The organism is Nocardia aurea, from assembly GCF_003123685.1.
Taxonomy (GTDB): domain Bacteria; phylum Actinomycetota; class Actinomycetes; order Mycobacteriales; family Mycobacteriaceae; genus Nocardia; species Nocardia aurea.
Window position 1 is genome coordinate 173,619 of sequence record NZ_QCYJ01000021.1, and the last position, 26,057, is coordinate 199,675.

General features: G+C 66.9%; 25 protein-coding genes. 18 read left to right on the plus strand and 7 right to left on the minus strand.

The window, feature by feature from the left end; translation table 11 throughout:
- Positions 1-2: 2 nt before the first annotated feature.
- The 3 genes from DAT37_RS08420 to DAT37_RS08430 are packed head-to-tail and all read right to left on the minus strand — an operon-like array spanning position 3 to position 3,552.
- Positions 3-1,124 carry a M24 family metallopeptidase gene (locus DAT37_RS08420; protein ID WP_109524148.1) on the minus strand — a complete coding sequence of 374 codons (1,122 nt, stop codon included), beginning with the start codon at positions 1,122-1,124 and terminating at the stop codon, positions 3-5.
- Positions 1,114-2,349: a M24 family metallopeptidase gene (locus DAT37_RS08425; RefSeq protein ID WP_109524149.1), complete on the minus strand. Its 1,236-nt coding sequence runs from the start codon at positions 2,347-2,349 to the stop codon at positions 1,114-1,116. Before DAT37_RS08425 ends, DAT37_RS08420 begins: the two co-directional genes overlap by 11 nt.
- A 33-nt stretch (positions 2,350-2,382) precedes the next feature.
- The gene (locus DAT37_RS08430; RefSeq protein ID WP_109524150.1) at positions 2,383-3,552 is read right to left on the minus strand and encodes an amidohydrolase family protein; all 1,170 of its coding nucleotides are present in this window, start codon (positions 3,550-3,552) and stop codon (positions 2,383-2,385) included.
- Positions 3,553-3,992: 440 nt separating this feature from the next.
- Between DAT37_RS08430 and DAT37_RS08435 the strand changes: the two genes are divergently transcribed.
- From DAT37_RS08435 to DAT37_RS08485, 11 genes are all read left to right on the plus strand, one after another.
- Positions 3,993-4,598, plus strand: a complete 606-nt coding sequence (locus tag DAT37_RS08435; protein WP_109524151.1) for a TetR/AcrR family transcriptional regulator — start codon at positions 3,993-3,995, stop codon at positions 4,596-4,598.
- On the plus strand, positions 4,595-5,101 hold the full coding sequence (locus tag DAT37_RS08440) for a hypothetical protein (protein ID WP_109524152.1): 507 nt from the start codon (positions 4,595-4,597) through the stop codon (positions 5,099-5,101). The genes DAT37_RS08435 and DAT37_RS08440 overlap by 4 nt, the downstream gene beginning before the upstream one ends.
- 314 nt (positions 5,102-5,415) lie before the next feature.
- Positions 5,416-6,909 (plus strand): aldehyde dehydrogenase family protein, encoded by a 1,494-nt coding sequence (locus DAT37_RS08445; RefSeq protein WP_109524473.1) that lies wholly within the window; start codon positions 5,416-5,418, stop codon positions 6,907-6,909.
- A 49-nt stretch (positions 6,910-6,958) separates the two neighbouring features.
- Positions 6,959-7,753, plus strand: coding sequence for an MlaE family ABC transporter permease (locus tag DAT37_RS08450; RefSeq protein ID WP_109524153.1), 795 nt, complete (start codon positions 6,959-6,961; stop codon positions 7,751-7,753).
- A gap of 10 nt (positions 7,754-7,763) precedes the next feature.
- The gene (locus DAT37_RS08455) at positions 7,764-8,609 is read left to right on the plus strand and encodes an MlaE family ABC transporter permease (RefSeq protein WP_109524154.1); all 846 of its coding nucleotides are present in this window, start codon (positions 7,764-7,766) and stop codon (positions 8,607-8,609) included.
- A 4-nt stretch (positions 8,610-8,613) separates the two neighbouring features.
- Complete coding sequence (locus DAT37_RS08460; RefSeq protein WP_109524155.1) at positions 8,614-9,768, plus strand: MCE family protein; 1,155 nt, start codon at positions 8,614-8,616, stop codon at positions 9,766-9,768.
- Complete coding sequence (locus tag DAT37_RS08465; protein ID WP_109524156.1) at positions 9,765-10,790, plus strand: MCE family protein; 1,026 nt, start codon at positions 9,765-9,767, stop codon at positions 10,788-10,790. The genes DAT37_RS08460 and DAT37_RS08465 overlap by 4 nt, the downstream gene beginning before the upstream one ends.
- Before the next feature lie 2 nt (positions 10,791-10,792).
- Positions 10,793-11,827 carry an MCE family protein gene (locus tag DAT37_RS08470; protein WP_109524157.1) on the plus strand — a complete coding sequence of 345 codons (1,035 nt, stop codon included), beginning with the start codon at positions 10,793-10,795 and terminating at the stop codon, positions 11,825-11,827.
- Positions 11,824-13,062: an MCE family protein gene (locus tag DAT37_RS08475; RefSeq protein WP_109524158.1), complete on the plus strand. Its 1,239-nt coding sequence runs from the start codon at positions 11,824-11,826 to the stop codon at positions 13,060-13,062. The genes DAT37_RS08470 and DAT37_RS08475 overlap by 4 nt, the downstream gene beginning before the upstream one ends.
- 5 nt (positions 13,063-13,067) lie before the next feature.
- Positions 13,068-14,225 carry an MCE family protein gene (locus DAT37_RS08480; RefSeq protein ID WP_232839590.1) on the plus strand — a complete coding sequence of 386 codons (1,158 nt, stop codon included), beginning with the start codon at positions 13,068-13,070 and terminating at the stop codon, positions 14,223-14,225.
- Positions 14,225-15,727 carry an MCE family protein gene (locus DAT37_RS08485; protein WP_232839591.1) on the plus strand — a complete coding sequence of 501 codons (1,503 nt, stop codon included), beginning with the start codon at positions 14,225-14,227 and terminating at the stop codon, positions 15,725-15,727. The genes DAT37_RS08480 and DAT37_RS08485 overlap by 1 nt, the downstream gene beginning before the upstream one ends.
- A gap of 121 nt (positions 15,728-15,848) precedes the next feature.
- Here DAT37_RS08485 and DAT37_RS08490 read toward each other — a convergent pair whose 3' ends face one another.
- Positions 15,849-17,117 carry a PucR family transcriptional regulator gene (locus DAT37_RS08490; protein WP_109524476.1) on the minus strand — a complete coding sequence of 423 codons (1,269 nt, stop codon included), beginning with the start codon at positions 17,115-17,117 and terminating at the stop codon, positions 15,849-15,851.
- Between the two features lie 202 nt (positions 17,118-17,319).
- A complete protein-coding gene (locus DAT37_RS43950) occupies positions 17,320-17,484 on the minus strand; it encodes a hypothetical protein (RefSeq protein ID WP_157978359.1) in 165 nt (54 codons plus the stop codon).
- 229 nt (positions 17,485-17,713) lie between these two features.
- Between DAT37_RS43950 and DAT37_RS08495 the strand changes: the two genes are divergently transcribed.
- The 6 genes from DAT37_RS08495 to DAT37_RS08520 all read left to right on the plus strand — a co-directional run bounded on the left by DAT37_RS08495 (position 17,714) and on the right by DAT37_RS08520 (position 23,179).
- A complete protein-coding gene (locus DAT37_RS08495) occupies positions 17,714-18,382 on the plus strand; it encodes a GntR family transcriptional regulator (protein WP_109524477.1) in 669 nt (222 codons plus the stop codon).
- Positions 18,383-18,437: 55 nt separating this feature from the next.
- The gene (locus tag DAT37_RS08500; RefSeq protein ID WP_232839592.1) at positions 18,438-18,908 is read left to right on the plus strand and encodes an NUDIX hydrolase; all 471 of its coding nucleotides are present in this window, start codon (positions 18,438-18,440) and stop codon (positions 18,906-18,908) included.
- 61 nt (positions 18,909-18,969) lie between these two features.
- Positions 18,970-19,272: a hypothetical protein gene (locus tag DAT37_RS08505; protein WP_109524159.1), complete on the plus strand. Its 303-nt coding sequence runs from the start codon at positions 18,970-18,972 to the stop codon at positions 19,270-19,272.
- A 195-nt stretch (positions 19,273-19,467) separates the two neighbouring features.
- Positions 19,468-20,856 (plus strand): allophanate hydrolase, encoded by a 1,389-nt coding sequence (locus tag DAT37_RS08510; protein WP_109524160.1) that lies wholly within the window; start codon positions 19,468-19,470, stop codon positions 20,854-20,856.
- Positions 20,853-21,551 (plus strand): cysteine hydrolase family protein, encoded by a 699-nt coding sequence (locus DAT37_RS08515; protein ID WP_109524161.1) that lies wholly within the window; start codon positions 20,853-20,855, stop codon positions 21,549-21,551. Before DAT37_RS08510 ends, DAT37_RS08515 begins: the two co-directional genes overlap by 4 nt.
- A 26-nt stretch (positions 21,552-21,577) precedes the next feature.
- The gene (locus DAT37_RS08520; protein ID WP_109524162.1) at positions 21,578-23,179 is read left to right on the plus strand and encodes a SulP family inorganic anion transporter; all 1,602 of its coding nucleotides are present in this window, start codon (positions 21,578-21,580) and stop codon (positions 23,177-23,179) included.
- Between the two features lie 55 nt (positions 23,180-23,234).
- On the opposite strand, the gene DAT37_RS08525 is transcribed toward DAT37_RS08520, so the two are convergent.
- Together DAT37_RS08525 and DAT37_RS43955 are read right to left on the minus strand one after the other, a co-directional pair.
- A complete protein-coding gene (locus DAT37_RS08525; RefSeq protein WP_157978360.1) occupies positions 23,235-23,738 on the minus strand; it encodes a hypothetical protein in 504 nt (167 codons plus the stop codon).
- A gap of 102 nt (positions 23,739-23,840) precedes the next feature.
- A complete protein-coding gene (locus DAT37_RS43955; RefSeq protein ID WP_157978361.1) occupies positions 23,841-24,017 on the minus strand; it encodes a hypothetical protein in 177 nt (58 codons plus the stop codon).
- Positions 24,018-24,428: 411 nt separating this feature from the next.
- Between DAT37_RS43955 and DAT37_RS08530 the strand changes: the two genes are divergently transcribed.
- On the plus strand, positions 24,429-26,048 hold the full coding sequence (locus DAT37_RS08530) for an amidohydrolase (protein WP_109524164.1): 1,620 nt from the start codon (positions 24,429-24,431) through the stop codon (positions 26,046-26,048).
- Positions 26,049-26,057 lie beyond the last annotated feature (9 nt).

Consider the following 26,057-nt stretch of genomic DNA (forward strand, 5'->3'; position numbering starts at 1 on the left):
TCCTACTCTTTCCAGTACGGGCTCGAGGTGAGAACCTCGCAACCGCTGTCGGTGATGAGCACCGCGTCACGCCCGAAGACCGCGCCGACCCCCGACTGCCACACGTATCCGGTGACGGCGAGAACCATGCCGGGCTCCAGTTGTTCGGCCGCGGCGGTCGCCCGCAGGTGCGGGGAGACGACCGGGGTGTCGAAACCCATGCCGAGTCCGCGCGCCACCGGCATCGGCGGCAGCGGTTCGCCCGCGTGCTCGTAGACGGCCAGCAGATCGGAGGCGAGAGCTCCCGGTCGGCACGCCTCGAGCAGCCGGGACCACAGGGCCTCCGAGCGGCGATACAGCTTGCGCGCGGCGTCGTCGGGTTCGCCGACCGGGATCGTGCGGCCGACTTCACCGATATACCCGTCGCCGAGCACACTCGAGGAGAAGGCCACCAGATCGCCCTCGCGCGCGGTGCGGTCACCGCTGGCGCGGCGCCACGGATGCTCCTTGGAGGTCACCCAGGTCGAATCCTGGGTCGCGGGCGTGCTGATGCCGCCCGCGGTCATCGCCTCCAGCAGGATGCCGGTCAAATCCTGTTCGGTACTGCCCGGGCGCAATTCGGCCACGGCGGCCGCCAGACCCGTCTGCGCGACCCGCAGCGCGTCGCGCAGGATCTCGATCTCCGGCGCGGTCTTGATCCGCCGGGCCGCCCGCATCGCGAGCTCCCCGTCGACGATGTCGGCCTTGGGGAAGGCCATCGGCAGCAGGGCCGCGTAGCCGGGCGACAGCGCGTCGGTGCCGACCCGCTGCGCGGTGTCGGCGCCCTCGATGCCGCGCAGGACGGCGACCAGGGTCATCGGATTCCACGCCAGGCCGTACAGGTGCTCGTGCGGGATGTCGTCGGGAATGCCCTCGTCCCACGAACTCAGCAGGTGCACGTCACCACTGCTGCGGACCAGTGTCGCCACCGGGCCGAACGGTCGCGTGCCCGCGACCCACAGCTGCGGCGCTCCCGCGACGTACCTGGCGTTCGCCTGTCGTCCGAGTACGAGGATATCCAGGTCATGGGCTTGCATCTGTGCCAGTGCGCGATCGCGCCGCCCATGCCGCAGGGCGCGATCGTCGGGCAGTACCTCAGTTCCCATAGGGCGCATAGGGGTAGTCGGTGAGGGCGGTCCAGCCCTCTTCGGTGATGACCACGATTTCCTCGCTTCGATAGCCGCCGGTGCCGTCCTCCCAGACCACGGGCTCGAAAACGAGCACCATGCCTGGTTTCAGGACGAAACCCTCGTCGTATTCCTGGCCGAGATCGGTGCCGAGCATCGGCATCTCCGCCGCGCTCACGCCGATACTGTGTGACAGATAGAAATGCGGCAGCCACGGACGGGTGCCGCCGTTCGCCGCGATGGCCGCGGCGGTGAGATCCGCGCCGGTGTTACCGGGACGCAGCTTGTCGAGTACCGCGGTCATGATGTGACGCCATTGCTCGAACTGCGCCTGCTGGCGCGGGGTCGGATCCTGTCCGACGATCCAGGTGCGCCCGAAATCCGAGCAGTAGCCGCCGTAGGTGATGCTGACATCGGTCCACAGCACATCACCGGCCGCCAGTTCGCGCTCGGTGGTCAGCAACGGCAGGGCCAGATCACCGTGGGTGGTCCAGACGCCGTCCTGTTTGCGATCCGGCATCACCTGCCAGATGGCGTCGAGCATGGTCGCGGTCGCGCCGAGTTCGAAGGCCCTGCGCACGAAACTCGCCGACAGATCGATCTGACGACGTCCCGGCGACAAGGCCGCCTGCACATCGACGATCGCCTGCTCGGTGATCCGGCAGGCGGTGCGAATGCAGGACAGTTCGTCGGGGGTCTTGATCAGTTTGGCCGGACCGATCACCGCGGCCGCGTCGCGGGCCGGGCTCGCGGGGAACAGCAGATGCGGCGCGCGCATCATCGCGCCGGTGCATTCGTCGACCGCGACGGTCGCTCCGCCCGGCACGATCTCGCGCAGCAGATCCACGAAAGTGTCGACGCCCTCGTCGAACTCGAGATACACCGGGCCGTGCAGGTGGTCGGCGGGCAGATCCGATTCCTCGGCCGCGCCCTCCCGGAACGGGAGGAACAGGTGCGGCCACGGATCGTCCGCGACGACCACGGCGACCGGGCGTTCCACGTGGGAGACGCCCGCGTCGCCGAGCGGCCAGCTGGTGCCGGTCGCGTAGGCGACATTGCTGTTGTTCAGCAGGATCAGCGCGTCGACGCCCTGTTCGGCCATTGATGCGCGTAAGCGCGCGCCGGTTTCCCTGCGCATCCGAGCACGGTCGGGGGTATCCGGTATGACGAGGGACGAGGGAGTCGCGGTCGCGAACGTTGTCATGGAGTGTGCGTCACTTTCCGAGGCGGGTACGGCTCAGAGGCCGAGGAAATCCTTGATGTTGCCGCTGACGATCTTGGCGGCGGCTTCCGGGCCGACCGCGTCGACGACGGCCGTCAACGACTTCTCCGAATAGCCGAAAGTGCTTTCGTTGTGGGGGTAGTCGGAGGACCACATGATCCGGTCGATGCCGATCTGATCGGCCAGCGACAGACCGAGCGGGTCGACCATGAACGACGCCCGCATGTTGTTGTCCCAGTAGTGGCGCACCTCGTGCTCCACCGGACGGTTGAGCATGTGATGGTAGGAGGCGTTCAGATGCTCGGCGTCCTGGAGCGCCGCCGGAATCCAGTTGATACCGCCCTCGAACCAGCCGATGCTCAGGCTCGGGTGCCGGTCGATGATTCCGCTGAAGATGTACTTGCCGAACATCTCCCGGAACGGCGCCAGATTGTGCATCATGCCCACCGCGACGCTGTTGAACTCGCAGGGGGCCGCCAGCGGCGCCTCCCCGATGTGGTGGGAGACCGGAACACCGGACTCCTCGATCGCGTCCCACACCGGGATCATCGAGGTGCTGCTGTAATCGATCCGCTCACCGTCGCCGTTCTTGCCCGCCGAGAGCGGGAGCAGGAAGGTCTTCAGGCCCAACGACTTCAGTTCGCTCAGGGTCCGGGCCGCGCCTTCGGCATCCCACCAGTTGATCAGGCCGACGCCGTAGAACGAGCCCCCGGACTCCTCCTGCAACTGGGAGATGTATTCGTTGTACACGCGGAAACACAGTTCGCGGACCTCGGTGTCGGGGTAGAACAGCAGCGCGAGCAACGCGTTCGGGAACGCGAGCTCCTTGGCGATGCCGTCACCGCGCAGATCGGCGGCGCGCGCGGGCATATCGGCGCTACCGGAACCGGCCAGCGGGTCGTACTGCATCAATACATGGCTGAAATCGCCTGCTACGAACGACTTCCCCTTGCGTCCCAACATCCAGGCGCCGTCTTCGTACCAGACACGCGGCGCGCGGTCCTTCATCTCCTCGGGGAAGCGCTTGTAGAAGATGTCGTCCGCCAGGGAGATGTGGTTGTCGGCCGAGAACACCTCGGTGCCCTCGGGCAGGCCGACGTTGCCCTCGGTATGTCCACGCCGATCCTTGGGCGGTGCGAAACCGCCGGGGGGATACAGCGAGGAGCTGCTGGTGGAAACCGACATCGTGAGCCTCCAGGGGGAGTGAGTCGTCGCGGAACGTGTCGTATCTGCGCGCGTGCGGATCGTCGATCGGTGCGGTGTGCGTCGACTCGCGTCGGGGCCGTCCGAGGACGCGCGCCGCGTCAGGTGCCGCGGGAGCGGCGTACCAACCAGATGATAGACGCGATTCCATTTGAGGGGAATGACATTTTCATTTTCAGTTGTGCAGACTCTCGGAACGGTAAAATTTGCGGAAGGATAACGCCAGCTCAAGCAATGAGAATGACATTTCCGTAAATGAGAATGAGAAGGCCCCGTAGGTGTTTGCGCACCGTGGGGAACGTGCGGCGCGCCGCACGAACCGCCGTGTGACGAATGCTGATAATTCGCACGCCTGAGACCCTTGTCACAGGGTCGAAACCGGCCTACCGTATGTTCACTAGGTTAGTTGAACGGGGTTCGCAATGACATCACCGCGCCCGTACGAATCCCTGCTCGCCAAGGGTGAGGATCGTCGGCAACGCATCTTGGCTGTCGCCCAGCGGATGCTCACCCGCAGTGGTTGGCGCAGTACGACACTCGCGCAGATCGCACGGGAGGCCGGGGTCACCCCGGCGGGACTCCTGCACCATTTCCAGTCGAAGGAGCAGTTGCTGCATGCCGTACTCGATGCGCGTGACGCGGACGACGCCGCCGTCTCCGACCTGACCGGCGACCTGATCGAAGAGATTCGCAAGGTCGCCGATCGCATCGAGCGCTCACCGGAACTGGTGGGCACGTTCGTCGTTTTACTGGTGGAGAACCTACTGCCCGAGGCTCCCCTCCACGACCGGCTCCTCAACAGGTGGAAGGTCGCCGTCGACATCGTCGCCGAGACCATTCGCCACCACCAGGAGATCGGACGATTCCGGACCGATTTGGATCCTGACATTCGGGCTGTGGAAATCGTCGCCTTCATCAATGGAATGGAGCTCTCATGGCTGCTCGATCACACGATCCCGCTCACCGAGGTGTTCAACGAGTACACGAGGTCGCTGGCTCAGGACTTCGCCCCGGTAGCGAAGTCATGAGGTATCGCCTCGACGTCGTCGGCACCAGCGTCGCCGACGTGGTGCAGAACGCGGGCGGCTGGCTGTTCGACCGCGCCGTGGCGGGCTGGGACGTCACCGTCATGGTTCCGCGCGCCGAGGACACCCGGCCGCTTCAGATCCTCGGGGCGGAGATGCTCGACCTGGAATCGGTACTCGCCGGGGGTGGTCGCGGTCGCAGGCCGCAGGCGCTCGCGGTGGCCGCCAATATCTGCGAGGTCGACTCCCGTGCGCGCAGCGGACTGCTGAAAGCATTGGGCCACGGCGGAATCGAGGTCGTCGTCTGGGGCGACGGCTGGCCGCTCGGCAGCGATCACGGCGTCGATCCGGTGCTGCACCGGCTCAGTCTCGCCGCCCAGGCCTTCAAAGCGCACGCGCTCGCCGCTGGTGCGGTGCCGACGTCCGGGGTCGGTTCGACCGAACTGTTCCGCAGCGGCGTCCTCGACCATCCTCCCGTCGGTGCGGATCTCAGCCCCGTGGGCTGATCCGTCACGTGCTCCTCGCTGGCGGCGATCTCCGGTAGTCCATATCGGAGATCGCACCGTGAAATCCGCTGTACCCCGGTAACTTCCGCCTGTCCGTCCCGCGGACGGCGATTTCCGGACAGCGTGCGGACCGCTCCCGTCACCGGACGCGGGCCGCGCGCCGATCGAGCGTGTCCGTGCACCGCCCGACCGACCACTTACGCGCGTCCACCAGGGAAATCCATCACTCGCGGGTATTGAATTCTCGGATGAGAGATGTGACCCTGTTCACGAATGAGAATGGCATTTTCATCGAATCTCGAGTGGGGCTGACGATGCACTCCGAAACCAGCACAGACCAGGCGGCCGCCGAGGGACAGTCCCCGGCGCGCGAACGCAGGTTGTTGATCGACGGCGAACTCGTCGGGGCCGCCACGACGTTCCCGACGATGAATCCCGCTACCGCAACGGTTCTCGGGCACGCGCCCGACGCCACGGTCGAGGACGCCGAGGCCGCCGTCGACGCCGCGCGTCGCGCTTTCGACACCACCACCTGGTCGACCGACGCGAAATTCCGCCTGCATTGCCTGGAGCAGCTGTACCGGGCGCTGCACGACAACAAAGAGGAATTGCGCGAGCTGACCATCGCCGAAGTCGGCGCGGCCCGGCTGTTGACGCCGGGACCACAGGTGGAAGGTCCCTTCGAGATCGTGCGCTACTACGCCGATCTGCTGCGCGACTACCCGTTCAGCGAGGAACTCGGCGAGATCGAGTCGCGCGGCATGAAACACCGTCGGTGGGTCGAGAAGGAGGCCGCCGGTGTGGTGGCGGCGATCATCGCCTACAACTATCCGACCCAGCTCGCCCTCGCGAAACTCGCTCCCGCGCTGGCGGCAGGCTGCACGGTCGTACTCAAGGCGGCGCCCGACACCCCGCTGGTCACCCTGTGGCTCGGCGAATTGATCGCCGAGCACACCGATATCCCCGCGGGCGTGGTGAACGTGCTCAGTTCCTCCGAGGCCGCGGTCGGGCGCGCGCTGACCTTCCACAGCGGCGTCGACATGATCACCTTCACCGGATCCACCGCGACCGGACGCCGCATCATGGCGGCGGCCAGCGAGACGGTCAAGAAGGTCTTCCTCGAACTCGGCGGCAAATCGGCCATGGTCGTGCTAGACGACGCCGATTTCGCGGCGCCCGCGATGTTCTCGGCGTTCAGCATGGCCTCGCACGCGGGGCAGGGCTGCGCGCTGACCACGCGCCTGATCGTGCCCCGACAGCACCACGACGAGATCGTGGAACTGGTCGCCAACGGTTTCTCCAACATCCCCTACGGCGACCCGTCCCATCCGCACACCTACATGGGTCCACTGATCAGCCAGGCGCAGCGCGACAAGGTCGACGGTATGGTCCGACGCGCGATCGAGGCGGGCGCGACCCTGGTGACCGGCGGCGAACGCGTCGATCCCGGCTACTTCTACACCCCGACGCTGCTCACGAATGTGCACCCGGACAGCGAGATCGCCCAGGAGGAGATCTTCGGGCCGGTGCTCGTCGTCATCCCGCACGACGGTGACGACGATGCCGTCGCGATCGCGAACAACTCGATCTACGGTCTGGCCGGCGGCGTCTTCAGCGGTGACGAGGCCCGCGCGCTCGCGGTCGCGCGCCGAATCCGCGCCGGGGCGTTCATGATCAACGGCGGCATGTACTTCGCGCCCGACACCCCGTTCGGCGGCTACAAACAGTCCGGCATCGGCCGTGAGATGGGCCGGGCGGGGCTGGAGGAATTCCTGGAGAGCAAAACCTTCGCCACGGTGGTCGCGTGAGGTCCCCCGGGTTTCCCGTGACCCGCACACCCCGGGGACCGGCGGTTTGATGACGCCGGGGGGAAAGTGGTCACCGGCGATCGCGCGCGGCTACCGGACACCGTTGCAGATGGTGGGCGGGTTGTTCGCGATGTCGGCCGACGCGATCAAATTCGCGTTCCGGCGGCCCTTCCAGACCCGCGAGTTCTTCGAACAGTCCTGGTTCATCGTCCGGGTGTCGATGGTGCCGACGCTGCTGGTCGCGATCCCGTTCACGGTGCTGGTCAGCTTCACGCTCAATATCCTGCTGCGCGAACTCGGCGCGGCGGATCTGAGTGGGGCGGGCGCGGCGTTCGGGGCGGTCACCCAGGTCGGTCCGATGGTGACCGTCCTGATCGTGGCCGGTTCCGGCGCCACCGCGATGTGCGCCGATCTCGGATCGCGCACCATCCGCGAGGAGATCGATGCCATGCAGGTCCTCGGCATCGACCCGGTCCAGCGCCTGGTGACCCCGCGCATGCTGGCCTCGGGGCTGGTGGCGCTGCTGCTGAACAATCTCGTCTGCATCATCGGCATCCTCGGCGGCTACGCCTTCTCGGTGTTCGTCCAAGACGTCAATCCCGGCGCCTTCGCTGCCGGAATCACCCTGCTGACGGGGATCAACGAGGTCATCATCTCCTCGATCAAGGCACTGCTGTTCGGTCTCGTCGCCGGTCTGGTCGCCTGCTATCGCGGGCTGATCGTGACCGGCGGGGCGAAGGCGGTCGGCAACGCGGTCAACGAAACCGTTGTCTACGCGTTCATGTCGCTGTTCGTCATCAATGTCGTCGTCACCGCCATCGGTATCCAGATGACGGTGCGCTGAGGAGCCCACCATGACCCTGACCGCGCGATATCCCGTGGCCATCCGTCGAATACGCATGCCGATCGTCGGCCTGCGCCGCATCGGCGACCACACCCTCTTCTACTCGAAAGCGTTGGCGTACGCACCCATCGCGGCGTGGCGCTACAAACGCGAGACCATCCGCCTCATCGCCGAGATCAGCATGGGCACAGGCGCTCTCGCGGTATTCGGCGGCACGGTCGTCATCGTCGGCTTCCTCACCCTCGCCACCGGCGGCACCCTCGCGGTGCAGGGCTACAGCTCGCTGGGCAATATCGGGATCGAGGCGCTGACCGGATTCCTCTCCGCCTTCATCAACGTCCGCATCTCCGCGCCGGTGGTGGCCGGGATCGGCCTGGCCGCGACCTTCGGCGCCGGTGCCACAGCGCAATTGGGGGCGATGCGCATCAACGAGGAGATCGACGCGCTGGAAGCGCTGGCCATCGATCCCATCGCCTACCTGGTCGGCACCAGGATCGTCGCGGGCATGATCGCCATCACCCCGCTCTACGCGCTCGCGGTCATCGCCTCGTTCATCGCCAGCCGCTTCACCACGGTCTTCCTGCTCGGTCAATCCTCCGGGCTCTACGACCACTACTTCTCGACCTTCCTGAACCCGATCGACCTGATCTGGTCGTTCGTGCAGGCCATGCTGATGGCATTGACGATCCTGTTGATCCACACCTATTTCGGCTTCTTCGCCAGCGGCGGACCCGCCGGTGTCGGCATCGCCGTCGGCAACGCGGTGCGCACGTCGCTGATCGCCATCGTCTCGGTCACCCTGCTCGTCTCGCTGGCGGTCTACGGCGCCAACGGCAACTTCGATCTGTCGGGGTGAGGCAATGTTCGACAACTTCCTACGTCCGTTCGTCGGCCTGCTGACGCTCGTGGTCGGCGTGGTGATCGTGGCCGTCTCGGTGATCATGTTCGGTGGCGGTTTCACCGATACCGTCGCCGTCACCGTGCTGTCACCGCGCGCGGGCCTGGTGATGTACCCGGACGCCGATGTGAAGATGCGCGGCGTCACCGTCGGCAAGGTCGACGCGATCGAGGAGCGCGCCGACGGACTCGCCGAGATCCGCCTGGCCATCCGTTCCGATCAACTCGCGCTGATCCCGGCCGACGTCACCGTCGAGATCACCTCCACCACGGTGTTCGGCGCGAAATTCGTCCAGTTCATCCCGCCCGCGCGTGCCACGTCGCGGACCATGTACGCGGGCCAGGTCCTCGACGCCGAACACGTCATGGTCGAGATCAACACGGTATTCCAGCAACTCACCACGGTGCTGGCCGGAATCGAACCGGAGAAGTTGAACCAGACCCTCGGCGCGATCGCCGCGGCGACCGGCGGGCACGGCGACCAGATCGGTCTCATGCTCAGCGATCTGGAGAGTTTCCTCGGCAAGCTGGAACCCGGATTACCCGCGTTGCGTACCGATCTCGCGTTCGCGCCCGGCGTACTGAACACCTACGCCGATTCCGCGCAATCGCTGGTCGACACCGCGGCGAACGCCACGCAGATCAGCCGCACCCTGGTCGACCAGCAGCGGAATCTGGACGCGCTGCTGGTCGGGTTGATCGGTCTGGCCGATGTGGGCACCCCGGTGCTGAGCGCCAACGGCGACGCGCTCGCGACGACCCTGCGACTGCTGGTGCCGACGACCTCGCTGACCAACGAATACAACGAGTCGCTGACCTGTTCGCTGGACGGCTTCGGGAAGCTGGCGTTCTCGACACCGGTCGACGTGCCAGGGCTGGGTCTGTCCGCGAACTTCCTCTGGGGCACCGAGCCCTACCGATATCCGAACCATCTGCCGAAGGTTGCGGCCACGGGCGGGCCGCAGTGTTCGGTGATACCCGTGCCCTACGAGGGCAAACCGCCCTACGTGGTCGCCGACACCGGCGCCAACCCGTTCGAGAAGGGAAATCAGGGCGTGCTGCTCAATGTCGACACACTCCCGCAGGCGCTGTTCGGACCGCTCGGGCCGCCGCGATGAGGGATGCCAGGAATACGCCGCTGCTGAAATTCGGAGTCTTCGCCGCGGTCATGGTGGTGCTGTCGGGATGTCTGATCCTGGTCTTCGGCCAATACCGAACCGGCTCGACCTTCGAATACGGCGCGGTCTTCGAGGATTCCTCCGGCCTGCGCACGGGCGACACCGTCCGGGTCGCCGGTGTCGAGGTCGGCGCGGTGCGCGAGGTCGTCCTGCGCGAGGACCACACGGTGAGCGTGCGATTCGACGCCGACCGGTCGCTGGCGCTGACCACGGGCACGACCGTCGCCGTGCGCTACCTGAACCTGGTCGGTGATCGCTATCTCGAACTCACCGAGGGGCCGGGCAGCACCGAGATTCTCTCCGAGGGTGCGGAGATCCCGCTGGACCGCACCTCGCCCGCGCTGGATCTGGACATGCTGCTCGGCGGTCTCAAACCGGTCATCCAGGGGTTGAACGCGAAGGATGTCAACTCGCTCACCTGGTCACTGCTCGAAATCGTGCAGGGCAGAGAGGGATCGCTGGATTCGCTGCTGGCCAGAACCGCGTCGTTCACCTCCACGCTCGGACGCGACAACGTCGTGGTCGAGCAGGTGATCGACCACCTGAACACCGTCATGACCACCCTGGCCGCCGAGGGCGGTCGTTTCACCGAGACCATCGACCGGCTGGAGCGACTCGTCGGCGCGCTGGCCCGCGATCGCGATCCCATCGCCGCCGCCATCGACGCGCTCGACGACGGCACCGCCACGATCGCCGATCTGCTCACCACCGCGCGACCGCCGTTGGCGGGAACGATCGACGAATTGGCCAGACTCGCACCGCTGATCGACGACGACAAGGACCGGCTCGACGACGCCCTGCGGCGCGCGCCCGACAATTTCCGGAAGCTGGTCAGGGCGGGCGCGTACGGGAATTTCATCCAGTACTACATCTGCGCGGTCACGGTCCGGGTGACCGACGAATCCGGCCAGGTGCTCGTGCTGCCGTGGATCGAACAGACCACAGGAAGGTGCAGCCCGTAGCCATGCTCCAGTATCGCGGTGAACATCTGTTCCGGCACGGACTCGTCGGCGTCGTCCTCGTGGTCTGCGTCATCCTGGTGGGATTGCAATCCCAGCAGTTCATCACCTGGGCGACCACCGTCCGCTACGAGGCGGTGTTCACCGAGGCCGGGGGACTGGCCGTCGGCGACGACGTGATCGTGTCCGGGGTCAAGGTCGGCCGGGTGACGAAGGTGAGCCTGGACAACGGGGACGCGCGGGTGGTCTTCGCGGTCGACGAGGACATCAGGCTGGGCGACCGGACCTCCGCCCAGATCAAGACCGGCTCGCTGCTCGGAAAGCGGATCCTCACACTGCGTTCCGAAGGCGAGAATCCGCTGCGGCCGCTACAGGTCATCCCCGCCACTCGCACGTCCTCGCCCTATTCGCTCACCGACGCGGTCGGCGATCTGACGACCAACGTGTCCGAGATGGACACCGAATCGCTGAATCGGTCGCTGGACATGCTGTCCTCCACTCTGGACCGGATCGCCCCGCAGGTCGGTCCCGCGTTCGACGGTCTGACCGCGCTCTCGAAATCGGTCAACAGTCGCAACGACTCGGTGCGCGAACTGCTGTCGTCGACCTCCGAGGTCACCGGCATCCTCGCCCAGCGCGGGCAGCAGCTGAATTCGCTGTTGCTCAACGCGAATTCGCTGCTCGAAGTACTGGCCGCGCGCAGGCAGGCGATCGTGGAACTGCTCGCCAACACCGCCGCGGTATCGCGGCAGCTGACCGGGCTCGTCGCCGACAACGAGGCCGAACTCGCACCGACGCTGGATCGGCTCAATTCGGTCGTCGCCATGCTCGAACGCAACCGCGACAATATCGCCGCGGCACTGCCCGGACTCGCGAAAGTCGCTCTGACACAGGGCGAAGCGGTTTCCGGCGGACCGTTCTACAACGCCTATGTGGCGAATCTGATCCCAGGGTCGTTGATCCAGCCCTTCATCGATCAGGCCTTCGGTGTGCAGCCGCAGAGCCAGATCCCGCTACCGCACCCGGAGCCGCCGCGATGACGAGAAACCGAATCCTGCGGATCGGCGCGGTGCTCGTCGCCGCGGCGGCGCTGCTCGCCTGCGCGGTCACCGGATATCGAATAGCATTCGGTCCCAAGCAGATCAGCGCGATATTCACCAGCGCGACCGCCATCTACGAGGGTGACGACGTCCGGGTGTCCGGGGTGAAGGTCGGTCGGATCGCGGCCATCGAACCGCACGGGACCACCGCCGAACTCGTCCTCGAGGTCGACCGCGGCCTCTCGATTCCGGCGGACGCGAAAGCTGTGATCGTCGCCCAGAGCCTGGTCGATTCACGCTATGTCCAATTGACCCCGGCCTACCGCTCGGAGGGGCCGACCATGGCCGACGGCGCCGTCATCCCGGTCGAGCGGACCGCGGTACCGGTCGAATGGGACGAGATCAAGACCCAGTTGACGCGCCTGGCCACCGACCTCGGCCCCGGCGCCGATATCGCGGGCAGTTCGACCGGACGATTCATCGACAGCGCGGCGAACGCGATGGCGGGCAACGGCGACAAACTGCGCGAGACGCTGACCCAGTTATCCGGTGTCGGGCGAATACTCGCCGACGGCAGCGGCGATATCGTCGACATCATCGGCAACCTCCAGCAGTTCGTGACGATCCTGCGCGGCAGCACCGAGCAGATCGTGCAGTTCCAGGACCGGCTGGCCACACTGTCCAGCGTGCTCGACGACAGCAGATCGAATCTGGACGCGGCGCTGACCGAACTGTCGGTGGCCGTGGGCGAGGTGCGCCGATTCGTCGCCGACAACCGGGACCGGGCGAGCGAGCAGGTGCAGGGGTTGGTGAACGTCACCCAGAATCTGGTCGACAACCGGGACGACCTCGAGCAACTGCTGCACATCTTCCCGACCAGCATGGCGAATTTCTACAATATCTACAATCCGGAAACCGCCACCGAGGCAGGGGTTTTCGTATTGAACAACTTCTCCAACCCGATCCAGTTCGTGTGCGCTTCCATCGCCAGCATCGAAACGGCGACCACGGAGGAATCGGCCCGTAAATGTCGTGACTATCTCGGCCCGGTGCTGAGCCTGCTCAACTTCAACTACCTGCCGTTCCCGCTGAATCCGCTGCACGGTCCCTCCGCGCGCCCGGAGAGTCTGATCTACACCGAACCCGACCTGGTGCCCGCGGTGGTGGACACCACGGGCCCGCCGCCCGCTCCACTGCCGAGCCTGGCGGACATCCTGTTCCCGAGCGGAAGGTGAACATCGTGTCACGCAGCAGAATTCGGGATGTACGAGGTGGCGCGCGGACGGTCGCGCTCGGTGTGTGCGTGGTACTGGCGGCCACCGGATGCGGCTGGCAGGGAGTGAATTCGCTGCCGTTGCCCGGCGCGCCCGGCCGCGACGCCGACGCGACCGTCATCGAGGTCGAGATGGCGAATATCGGTACCCTGGTGGCGAATTCGCCGGTCCTCATCGACGACGTGGTGGTCGGCAGCGTCAGCACCATCGCCCTGCGCGGCTGGCACGCCGTCGTCGAGGTCTCGGTGGATTCCGATACCGTCGTCCCCGCCAATGTGGTCGCCTCCATCGGACAGACCAGCCTGCTCGGTTCGAGCCATCTGGCGCTGAACACCCCGCCGGGCGCTGCGCCGAGCGGACGTCTGGCCTCCGGCGCGACCGTTCCGCTGAACAGGACCTCCACCTATCCGTCGACCGAGCAGACCCTCGCGTCGGTGTCGGTCGTGGTGAACGGCGGCGGGCTCGGCCAGATCGGCGACATCATCGACGATCTCAACGACGCGTTCGCCGGACGCCAGGAACAGGTCGGCGCACTGCTCACCCGGCTCGACACCTTCGTCGGCGCGCTCGACGCCCAACGCGGGGAGATCGTCGCCTCCATCCACGCGCTCAACCGCCTGGCGGGCACCTTCGCCGCGCAACGCGATGTGCTCGCCGAAACCCTGCGTACCCTGCCCGCCGCGCTGGACGTGCTGCTCGAACAGCAGCCGAACATCACCCTCGCCCTGGACAAGCTGCGGACGCTGAGCGACACGGCCGGGTCCGTGATCACCGAGGTCCAGTCCGATCTGGTGACGAATCTGCGCAACCTCGAACCGACGCTGCGCTCGATCGCCGATGTCGGCCCGAAACTCGATGCCGCGCTGGCCTACGCGACGGTCTACCCCTACGGTCAGAAGACCATCGACCGGGCGGTGCGCGGCGATTACCTCAACCTGCACGCGACCGTCGACCTCACGATCCCCCGGTTGCAACGCGAACTGCTGTCGGGCACCCCGTGGGGTGATCCGACAGCGGTCATCCAGGCCGCCGTCGGCGATCCCGGCTACGCCCGCCAGACCACGAACCCGCTCGGCGTCGGCATCACCCCCGACCCCGCGCCGCCGACCGGCGGAGGCCGCTGATGCTGCTCTCACGTTTCGTCCGAACCCAATTGGTGTTCTTCTCGATCCTGTCGGTCATCGGACTCGTCGTCATGGCCACGGTGTACATGCGCCTGCCCACGCTGTTCGGGGTCGGCACCATCGACGTCACGGTGAATCTCACCGACACCGGCGGGCTGTACCGGTTCGGCAATGTGACCTATCGCGGTGTCCAGGTGGGCAAGGTCACGTCGGTCGAACTGACCCCCGACGGGGTCCGCGCGCGGCTGGCCATCGATGGGGGACAACGGATTCCGGCCGATCTGGAAGCCGAGGTGCGCAGCGTGTCGGCCGTCGGCGAACAGTACGTCGACCTGCGTCCGCGGACCGACTCCCCGCCGTATCTGCACGACGGCTCGGTCATCGACTCCGCCGACACCGCCGTGCCGCAACCGGTGGGGCCGATGCTGGACAGTCTCAGCGCCCTGGTCGCCACCATTCCACGCGAACAACTGCACGCGCTGCTGGACGAATTGTTCAAGGGCGTCAACGGCGCGGGGTACGACCTGAATTCACTGCTCACCTCGGCGCAGGTGTTGTCCTCGGATCTCGACGGGGTCGGTGACAAGGCGCGGACCTTCCTCGAGGACGCCGCCCCGCTGCTCGACAGCCAGGCGCGCACCGCCGACGCCATCCGGATCTGGACGAGGAGTCTGGCCGGGGTCACCGGTCAGGTCGTCGCGAACGATCCGCAGATCCGCACTCTGCTCGACGCCGGTCCCGGATTCGCCAGGGAGGCGACGGACCTACTCGATTCGGTGAAGCTGACCTTGCCGATCCTGCTCGCCAACCTGACCAGCGTCGGTTCGCTCGCGGTCACCTATCACGCGGGACTCGAGCAGCTACTCGTTCTGCTGCCACCGTCGATCTCGATGATCCAGGCGGTGCAGCCGTCCAACAACGCCTCGGGTCTGGGACTCGGAACCTTCCGCCTCGGCGGGCTGTCCGACCCGCCCGCGTGCACCGTCGGCTTCCTCCCGCCGTCCTCGTGGCGCTCGCCCGCCGAGGTCGACACCATCGACACCCCGGAGGACCTGTACTGCAAATTGCCGCAGGATTCCCAGATCGCGGTGCGCGGCGCGCGCAATATCCCCTGTGCGGCGGTCCCCGGTAAACGCGCCGCGACCGCCGCCATGTGCAACAGCGACGAGCAATTCGTGCCGCTGGCGACCGATCAACCGCTGCTCGGTCCGTATCCGACCGATCCGAATCTCGAATCCCAGGGTGTCCCACCCGATTCCCGCCGCGTGCCCGCCGAGAACCAGTCCGCACCGCCTGCCGCTCCCGCGATACCGGGGCTGTCGATTCCCGGTCTGACCATTCCGAGTGCGGACACCGGCCCGGCGACGCGAGAGCCGACGATCGGCGTCGCGCACTACGACCCGCGCACCGGCGACTACCTCTCGCCGGACGGCTCGATGCACCAGCAGACCGACCTCGTGCCGGGGCCGACCCGGGTGTGGACGGATATGCTGCCGCGCTGACGGATTCGGCGCGCCGACTGTCGTGTGCCCGGCCGGGTGCGCGCGGGAGGAGCGCCCGAATCGTCCACCGACGACGCGCGGCCCGGCGGCTACGGGCGTGCCGAGGCGGGAGAGCCGACGGTCAACTCGGCCGCGTCGCGGTCACGGTGCGCCGCGACGCGCCGCGATCCCCGGGTTGCTGGTAGCTGCGGGCGACGAGCGCGGCGCGCAGATACCACAGGCCCGCCGCCTCCGAGGGATCGAACCCGGTCAGTTGCCCGATGCGTTTGAGCCGGTAGTCCACCGTGTTGGTGTGTACGTGCAGGGCGCGGGCGGTGCGCTGGCGATTGAGGTTGTTGCTGATGTGACGTTGCAGCGTCTCGAACAGATCCGGATGCTCGTCGAGCGGGGAGAGGATGGTGCGCAGGCGTTCGAGGCCGGGGCCCGGGCGGGTGAGCTGGTACTCCAGGGCCAGATCGTCGAAGCGGTACAGCCCGCGCACACACCGCAACCGCTGGACCATGTCCAGCAGTTCGTGGGCCTGGTCGGTGGCCGCGGGAACGCGTGCGGTGACCGCGTCGACCAGTGTCGCCGCGATCGGCACCTGGGCACTGCGCGAGAGTTGTTCGATCAGATGATCGAGGGCTTCCCCGCTGACCAGGCCGGTCGGCAGCAGGATGGTGCCGCCGTCGACGCTGAGCAACGACAGTGCGCCGTCGCCGCAGCGTTTGGCGAGTTCGGCCTGCACCCGACGCAGTTTGCGGCGGGCGACGACCTTACCGTCGAGCCGGGCGTCGGCCTCCTCCGGATGCGGGGGAATCGACACGGCCAGTACCGAGTACGAGGCCGCGATTTCGATACCGCATTCCCTTGCCATCGTCGAGGTGGCATGTCCGCCGAGTAGTGCCGAGGTGAGGGTATGCGCGGCGGTGTGGTGCTCGCCGACCACCGCGCGTAGCTCGCGGACATAGGCGTGCGAGACGGTGGAGGTGATGATGTCGAGAATTTCCAGTAGCCGCCGTCCCACGGATTTGAGGCTGTCGAAATCCGCCGCGGTGGCATCGGCGAGGATGAGATCGAAACCCAGTTTGAAACCCTCGTGCACCGCGTGATGGATGGTGTCGATCGGAATACCCTCGCGCGCCCAGCCTTCCGCGCCGACGCGCAACTGCTGGGTCTTCTCCGGGATATCGCTGCCGTCGAGCATGCTGACCGCGAGTTCGAGGCAGGTGCGGGTGATGGTCGTGATATCACCGTTGATCGCCTCGCCCGGTAATGTCCGGCACGGGGCGACGTTCTCGATGAAGTGGCCCACCATCTTTCGGGAAAGAGCGCGGACATCCTTCAGTGACGAAGTGACCGGCTGGCCCGAAACAGTCAAGTCCGGCTGGGCTGTACTGGCGATGGTCATCGTGAACTCCCTTTCGTCCCCGCACCCGGCGAAGCACATCACGGTAGCGCGCTCGCGGCGCCGATCGCGTGGGCGCGAAACGGTTTCTGAGATCTGTCGAAGCGTGACCGAGCTCACCTGTGATCGATCACAGCGTCGATGGTGAATTCGTGAATCGGCCACGATGAGCTGGACAAACGTCCGAGTTTGGGGCGCGGTCGATCTACAGGGCGATCTCGGCCGCCGCGGCGGCGTCGACGAGAACCAGCGCGAGTTCGATTCCGGCCTTGAGGATCGAATCGACGTCGCGCCCCGGCATCGGGCAGCGCTCGGTGGCGTCGGGAACGTCCACCCCGCTTCCGCATTCCTCCTGCGGGCCCATGCGCATGCCACTCCTCGTCGTGACGTTTCTCCGAGTATCGACGGTACGTGCCGCCGCCGTGGCGTTCGACCCCGCCGCCGCGTTTCATCGAGAAAACGAACGACCGTCACCCAGGATTGTGAATCCTCCCTATTGCGTTCGCCGTCGCGCGCCGTCGCCGCTGCGGGCGTCCCGGCCCGGCACGGCCGAACCGCTCGCCGGAGCACTATTCCGCGAAATTCGTACACTCGAACTCATGACCCCGCGGACGCACGTGACCGTCCTGCCGCCGAGCCTGGTCGAGATGGCCACCAGGCATGTGCGGTCCGCCGTGCTGAGCGGAGCACTCGAACCGGGGGAGCGGATCATCGAGGAGACGCTGTGCGCCCGGCTCGGGATCAGCCGGGCCCCGGTGCGCGAAGCACTGCGACTGCTCGCGCAGGAAGGTCTCGTCGAACATCTGCCGCGCCGCGGTTTCCGGGTGCTCGTGTGGTCGGCCACCGACATCCTGCAACTGTTCGAACTGCGCAGAGTCCTGGAACGTCACGCCATCGAGAGCGCGCTGCCGCTGCCCGCGCACGGTGACCCCTTCGGCGCGGTGCGAACAGCGCTCGACGAGATGCGTGCCGCCGACGTCTCCGACGACACCCTCGAACGTGACAACGCGCATCGTCGCTTCCATCTCGAGGTCGTGGCCCTGGCTGGCAATCATCAGCTGAACCTGGCCTACGCGCCGGTGCTGCTGAAACTGCAACTGCCGATGGCACGCAACCTGCGCGAGGAAGCCCGCGTCGCCTCCCGCCGCAACGGCATCCGACGGCACGCCGAACTGCTCGAATCGCTGGAATCCAACGATCCCGACATCGCCTGCGCCGCACTCCGGCGCCACGGTGAACTGACGTATCTGAACCTGGACATCTGCTGACCGGCGGACACGGGTGCTACCGCGCCCGTCGTCCTCCGGCTCGCGGACCGTGTCGGTGGGCACCGGTACCCTGCTGCTCGTGCCGTATACCGCTCCCGTCGATGTCCTGCTTCTGCTCGCGCGCGGCGGGGAGGTGCTGCTCGCCCGCAGGCAGAACACGGGGTATTCGGACGGCATGTGGAACCTACCGAGCGGCAAACTCGAGGACGGCGAAGATGTCGTCGCGGCGATGATCCGCGAGTCCGACGAGGAGATCGGGCTCCGGCTCGAACGCGAGGACCTCCGCGTGGTCTCGACGGTGCATTGGCGGACACCGGAGGGCGGCGGCCGGGTCGGGTTCTTCTTCACCGCGGACCGCTGGGACGGTGAGCCCGAGAATCGTGAGCCGCACAAATGCTCGGACCTGCGCTGGTTCCCCCTCGACCGACTGCCCGCCGAGACCGTTCCCTATACCGCCGCGGGCATCGACCTGTACCGGCGCGGTGAGAATTTCGGCGTGCCCGGATGGGAAACCGCGCTCCGGTAGCGCTGCCCGTCCATCCGGGCCCGCGTCGGCATCGGCATCGCCGTCATGCGATTCTCGAGACGTGGACTCGGACGCGGCGGAACTCCTCGACATCCTCGAACAGGTGCTGGCCCACGTTCGGTCCGGTCCCCAGGATCTGGTCTGGCAGTCGCGCTACGAGAACGAGGACGAACTCGTCGCCGATCTCACCGAACAGTGCGCGCGGATCCGCCGTGGCGATCGGATTCGCCTGCGCTACCTGAGAACTCTGTTCCTCGCCACCGGCCCGCTGTGCGAGATCGCCGCGAGCAGCGGATGGCTGGAGCCGTTCACGGCCCTCGGCGCGCGATTCGACCAGCTCACGGAACGCGGCCGATCTCGCTGAGGGGTTCGCGAAACGGCGGGCCGGCCCCGGTGTACCGGTGAGAAAGCAGCTATCGCCCCTTCGCGGTCGGTCCGCTGATCGAATCCGGCGTGCCCGCGGCGTTCACCCGCGTGGTGGTACGCCCCTCGATATCTGCTAACACAGCGGATACATTCGGAGACCACCGGCTTCACACATTCTGTCGACAATCGACAGATGCTGAATCCCGGGCCTACGGTGGCGGAGATCCTCGCGTCGCACGAAAGTGGCAGTGGCGCACCGACCAGCACCGCGGCGCGTGTCGCGGATGCGATCGCGGCGCGCGGTGACGACGGCACCTGGATCACCCCGGTGCCGCGCGAACAGTTGGTGGCGGCGGCGGCCGAGATCGAATGCAGGCCGGGCGCGCGCACCCTGCCGCTGTACGGAGTTCCGTTCGGAGTGAAGGACAGTATCGACGTCGCGGGCTGGCCGACGACGCTCGCGTGTCCCGATTTCGCCTACGTCGCCACCGAGACGGCCCCGGCGGTGCAGCGTCTGCTCGACGCGGGCGCGCTGTTCGTCGGCAAGACGAATCTGGACCAGTTCGCGACCGGGCTGAACGGCACGCGCACGCCGTATCCCGTTCCTCGCAGCGTCTTCGGCGGGGACCTGATCTCCGGCGGCTCGAGTTCGGGTTCGGCACTGGCCGTCGCGCTCGGCCAGGTGCCGTTCTGCGTCGCCACCGACACCGCCGGTTCGGGCCGGGTGCCCGCCGCGCTCAACGGCATCGTCGGCTGGAAACCCTCACGGGGACTGATCAGCACGGTCGGGCTGGTCCCCGCGTGCAAGTCACTGGACTGCCTGACGCTGATGGCCTCGCGGATCGAGGATCTGGATCGGGTGTTCGAGGTCATCGCCGCACCCGATCCGGAGGACCCGTGGAGCCGCGCACGCGGCCCCCGCTACCGCGGCGAGCGCATCCGAATGGGTCTGCCGCCGGAATCGGAACTGGAATTCTTCGGCGACGACGCCTTCCGGGTCGCGCACCTCGGCATCCGGGAACGCCTCGGCAGACGTGGATTCGACACCACGACCACGACACTGCGACCGTTCCTGGACGCGGGCGAACTGCTGTACCAGGGACCGTGGGTCGCCGAACGGCTGGTGGAATTCGGTGACTTCCTCGCCGAGAAGCCGGAGTCGATCCTGCCGGTGATCCGCGAGATCTTCACCAGCGGTTATCAATTCAACGCCGTCGACGTCTTCCGCGCGCAACAGCGACTCCAGGAGCTGCGCGCGGTGGTCGGACGGATGTGGGCCGAGATCGACGTCGTCGTGGTACCCACCCTCGGCACCACCTTCACCGTCGATCAGGTCGAGGCCGATCCCATCCGCACCAATACGATGCTCGGCCACTACACCCACTTCGGCAATCTGCTCGACCTCACCGCCGTCGCGGTGCCGATGGGGACGGCGGCCGACGGCCGCCCGGTCTCGGCGATGGTCTTCGGCCCGGCGCAGTCCGACGACACCGTGCTCGCCGCGGCCGCCCGGATGCTCGACGAGCCGCGCCCGGTCGAGGCGCACATGGATGTCCGGCTCGCACAGAAAGAACGAAGATGACCGCACCCCAGCATATTCCGGCGACACCGACCCCCTTCTCCTTCGATCCGAGCACCACCGCCCTACTCGTGATCGATATGCAACGCGACTTCCTGCTACCCGGCGGATTCGGCGAAAGTCTCGGCAACGATGTGGAACTGCTGCGCGGTGTGATCGACCCGCTGGCCCGGTTGATGACAGCGGCGCGTTCGGCGAACATCCCGGTGATCCACACCCGCGAAGGTCATCTGCCCGACCTGTCCGACTGCCCGCCCGCGAAACTGCGTCGCGGCAACCCCTCCCAGCGCATCGGTGACCCGGGACAGTTCGGGCGCATCCTGGTGCGCGGCGAGTACGGACACGACATCGTCGACGAACTGGCCCCGCTGCCCGGCGAGGTCGTCATCGACAAACCCGGCAAGGGCGCGTTCTACGCCACCGAACTCGGCGCGGTACTGGCACGGAACTCCGTCGAATCGCTACTGGTCACCGGTGTCACCACCGAGGTGTGCGTGCACACGACGGTGCGCGAGGCCAACGATCGCGGCTACGAATGCCTGGTCGTCTCCGATTGCGTCGGTTCGTATTTCCCGGAATTCCAGCGCGTCGGACTGGACATGATCGCCGCCCAGGGCGGCATCTTCGGATGGGTCGCAGACTCGGCGACCGTCATCGACGCACTCGCCTCATCGACCCCAGCGCATACCTCCGCGTAGCGAAAACGACAGCATAAGGAAAGCCGATGTCCGTCGATACGAAACTCCCCGACGAATCCAGTCCCGTCGCCAAACTGTCGCTACCGTGGTGGACCCGAGGGGATACGAACGCCTTCTTCGGGCTCTCGTTCAATATCCTCGTCAACGTCCTGACCCTCACCACGCTGTCCATCGCCGTGGTGAAGATCCCCAGCGGTGACGTTCTCGGCACGGTGCTCCCCGCGCTCGGCGTCGCCCTGGTCCTGGGCAACCTGTACTACATGCTGCTGGCGCGCAGGCTGGCCAGGCGCGAGAACCGCGACACCGTCACGGCACTGCCGTACGGGCCCAGCGTCCCGCATATGTTCATCGTCGTCTTCGTGGTGATGCTGCCGATCTACCTGAAGACCAACGACGCGTTCCAGGCCTGGTCCGCCGGTTTGGCGTGGGCGTTCATGATCGGCGTGATCGTGATGATCGGCGCGTTCGTCGGCCCGTTCATCCGCAAGATCACCCCGCGCGCCGCGATGCTCGGCACCCTGGCCGGTATCTCCATCACCTTCATCGCGATGCGCCCCGCCGCCCAGATGTGGGAGGCGGCCTGGATCGGGCTCCCGGTGCTGGCGATCATCCTGATCGGGTTCTTCACCGACGCCAAGCTGCCGGGCAATATCCCGGTCGGACTCGTCGCACTGCTCGTCGGCACGGCCATCGGCTGGATCGGCGGCTACATGTCGGCTCCCGATGTGTCCGAAGCCGCGCGTGATATCGCGCTCGGCCTGCCGGACCTGCGCTTCGACCTGCTGTTCGACGGTTTGAGCAATCTCGCTCCGCTGCTGGCCACGGCGATTCCGCTGGGTGTCTACAACTTCACCGAAGCCATGAGCAATGTGGAGAGCGCGGCCGCGGCCGGGGACAACTACAACCTGCGCAGCGTCCTGCTCGCCGACGGCCTCGGCGCCATCATCGGCTCAGGATTCGGCTCGCCCTTCCCGCCCGCCGTCTACATCGGGCACCCCGGCTGGAAGGACGCGGGCGGGCGCACCGGATACTCCCTCGCCAGCGGCGCCGCCATCGGATTGATGTGTCTGCTCGGCCTTTTCGGAGTCCTGTCCACCATCCTGCCGATTCCGGCCATCGTGCCGATCCTGCTGTACATCGGTCTGCTGATCGGCGCCCAGGCCTTCCAGGCGGTGCCACGGCTGCACGCGGTCGCGGTCGTCGCGGCCCTGTTGCCCAACCTCGCGGAATGGGCGGTCGGACAGATCGACAACGCGCTGAGCGCGGCGGGAACCTCGGCCGACAAGATCGGCTCGGACGCGCTCGGTCAGGCCGGTGTCGTCTACGACGGGCTCAAGACTCTGGGTTCGGGCGCGGTCCTGGCGGGCCTGGTGCTCGGCGCGATCGTCACCTTCGTCCTCGACAAACGGTTCGTCGCGGCGGCGATCGGCTCGGCCGTCGGCGCGGCGCTCAGCTGGATCGGACTCATCCACGCGCACGAAGTCGATTGGGCGGCAGCGCCCCAGGTCGCCTTGGGCTACCTGTTCTTCGGCCTGGTGTGCCTGGCCTACTCGTTCTTGCCGAGCGCGAAGAAGGCGCCACCGGCGGAACCGGAGGAGAAGGCCGAACCGGAGGTCGCCACGACCTAGCGAACGACATGAGCGCCGCCGCGCCCGGTTCGGGTGCGGCGGCGGTCACGTGTGGTTACCAGGTGCGCTGATCGTCTTCGTCGGCGTCGTCGGCCCGGTCGGCGGCGTGCGCGTGTTCGCCACAGGAGCGATCGATATCGCGGCCGATACGGGCGTGCGCGTCGCCGAGCGCGTCACCGAGGGCGGTCGCGTGTTTCTGCGCGTCGCGGAACCGGTGCGCGGTCCACACCGCGTCGATACCGTTGAGTGTGCCCTCGGTGGCGCATTCCTGCGCCCACCGGTCGAGCAGCCAGTACAGTCGCCGCTGTTCGTAGGCCATTTCGGTGAGGGCGCAGACGAATTCGTAGCGCCTGTCCAGGTCGGCCGAGTCCAGCTGGCCCGAATGTTCCACCGCGTCGGTGAGATAGCGCCCGACGGTGCCCATGAGCTCGATGGCCTGCGCGACCCGGGTGGGCGGATACGACCAGCCCTGGTCGGTGAAATAGCCCATCGCTTCCTTGGTCGCCGCCGCACACGCCAGATCCTCGGCCGTCGGTTGCCGCGCAACGTCACTGGTCATGTCGGCACTGTAGGGGTCCGATTCGCGCGCCGGGGTCGATGACTCGCCGGGAAGCCGTGCGCGGTTCGTCGCGTCGTCGCCGCTGTCGTCGCCGCGCATATATCAGCTGGCCTGTCGTGCGGGAACGGCCCAGAACTCCGTGACAGCAGGCAATTCCATGGTGTCGGCGAAGGGGTCGGCGCGTAGCCGGGCGATGAATTCGTCAACCGACGCGTATCCGGCGCGGGCGATACTCGCCAGCAATTGCTCGGCCGGGGTGCATTCCTCGATACCGCTCATGGTGGTCCTTCGATCAGAATCTACGCCGCAACGGTCTTGTGCTGGTCAGGTGGGGTCGGGTGAAGCCTGAACCCGTGAACCCCACCTGACCTACTCAGCGATGACGGGTGCGTTGGGGGCTTCGCTACCCGTCCTGCAACCCCGGGGTTACCGAGGTGGACCCACCGTATGCCACGAGCTTGCTCTCGCGGGCCGGTTCGGGCGAAGTACACGATCTCGTAATCTGTCCGCGACAGACCTCTCAGGGCGCCGACCGGTCGGTTCGCGACGGCGCGCGCGGCACGCCGGTAGCGCCGATGGCGGCCACGCTGCTGTTATCGTCGTCGCTTGTCGGATGACAGCTACCCCTGGGCATACGACGCTCGATCGGAACGCGCCCGATATTCGCCCCCGTTGTCCCGCGGAGGTTCGATGAGCACGCCAGATCTGATCTTCACCGGTGGTCCCGTCATCACCGTCGATCCCGACCGTCCCGTGGCGAGTGCCGTCGCGGTGACCGGCGATCGCATCACCGCGGTCGGCGGCGAGGAGGTGCTGGCGACACGCGGTTCGGGTACCGAGGTCGTCGACCTGGGCGGGCACTGCCTCATGCCGGGGTTCGTCGAAGCGCACACCCACCCGACGCAGGACCAGATGCTCTACTCCGACACCGTGATCGACATCCGACCGGTCACCACGTGCCCGACCGCAGACCAGGCGCACGCCACGATCACGCGCACGGTGGCGAACGCGCCCGCGGGTCGTCCGTTGATCTTCTACGGCGTGGATGTGCTGTTGCAGACCGGTTTTCCGGAACCGACGCGGGAATGGCTGGACGAACTCGGCCCCGATCGGCCGATCATCGTGTGGCAGAACTCCGGTCACCTCGCGTGGGCCAATTCGGCGGCGCTCACCATGGCCGGCCTCGACGCCGACACCCCCGATCCGGTGGGCGGTTCGTTCGAGCGCGACGCGCACGGCAGACCCACCGGCAAGGTCTACGAGGCGCCCGCCGTTCTCGCCGTGGTCGCCCCGATCCTGGCGGGGGAGCTGTCGGGCCCGCAACTGCTCGCCCGCCAGCACGCCGATCTGGCGGCGCGCGGGGTCACCCTGTGCAGCGATATGGCGTTCTCCGACCAGATGCGCCCGCTCACCGCGGAGCTGTACCGGCAGGGCGCGGCGAAGGTGCGCATGCGCGTGTACGAGATGTCGAGCGTCGACGGGGTGACCTACTGTCCGCTGGCCAACGGCGACGACATGTTCCGTCAGGTCGGCATCAAACTGTGGGTGGACGGTTCGCCGTGGATCGGCAATATCGACATCTCCTTCCCGTACCTGAACACCCCGGCGACCGCCGCGCTCGGACTCGGGCACGACCACCGCGGACATTCCAATTACACCGAGGAACAACTGTTCTCGATCGTGCGCGCCTACTATCCGCTCGGCTGGCAGATGGCGTGTCATGTCCATGGCGACAACGGCGTCGACATGATCCTCGATGTCTACGACGAGGTGCTCGGGCAGTATCCGAGGCCCGATCACCGCTTGCGGCTGGAACATTGCGGCGCGATGACGAGCGCGCAGTTCGAACGCGCGGCGCGGCTCGGGATCACGTGCAGCCTCTTCGTCGACCACCTCTACTACTGGGGCGACGTCCTTGTCGACGATCTGTTCGGCCCCGAGCACGGCGCGCACTGGGTGCGCGCCAGATCGGCGCTGGACGCGGGGATGCGGATCTCGTTCCACAACGACAGTCCGGTGACCGAGGAGGAGCCGATGCGCAATATCGCCGCGGCCGTCACCAGGACGTCGCGATCCGGGCGCGTGCTCGCCCCCGAGGAGCGCATCTCCGTCGACCAAGCGCTGCGCGCCCAGACCATCGACGCCGCCTACCAACTCTTCGCCGACGACATCACCGGTTCCCTGACGCCAGGAAAGTACGCCGATCTCGTTGTGCTCGAACATGATCCGCGTGTGGTACCGGCCGAGGACCTGGCCGATGTCGCGGTGCTCACCACCTATCTGAACGGTGTGCGGACTTTTTCGGGCTGAATCCGCGCT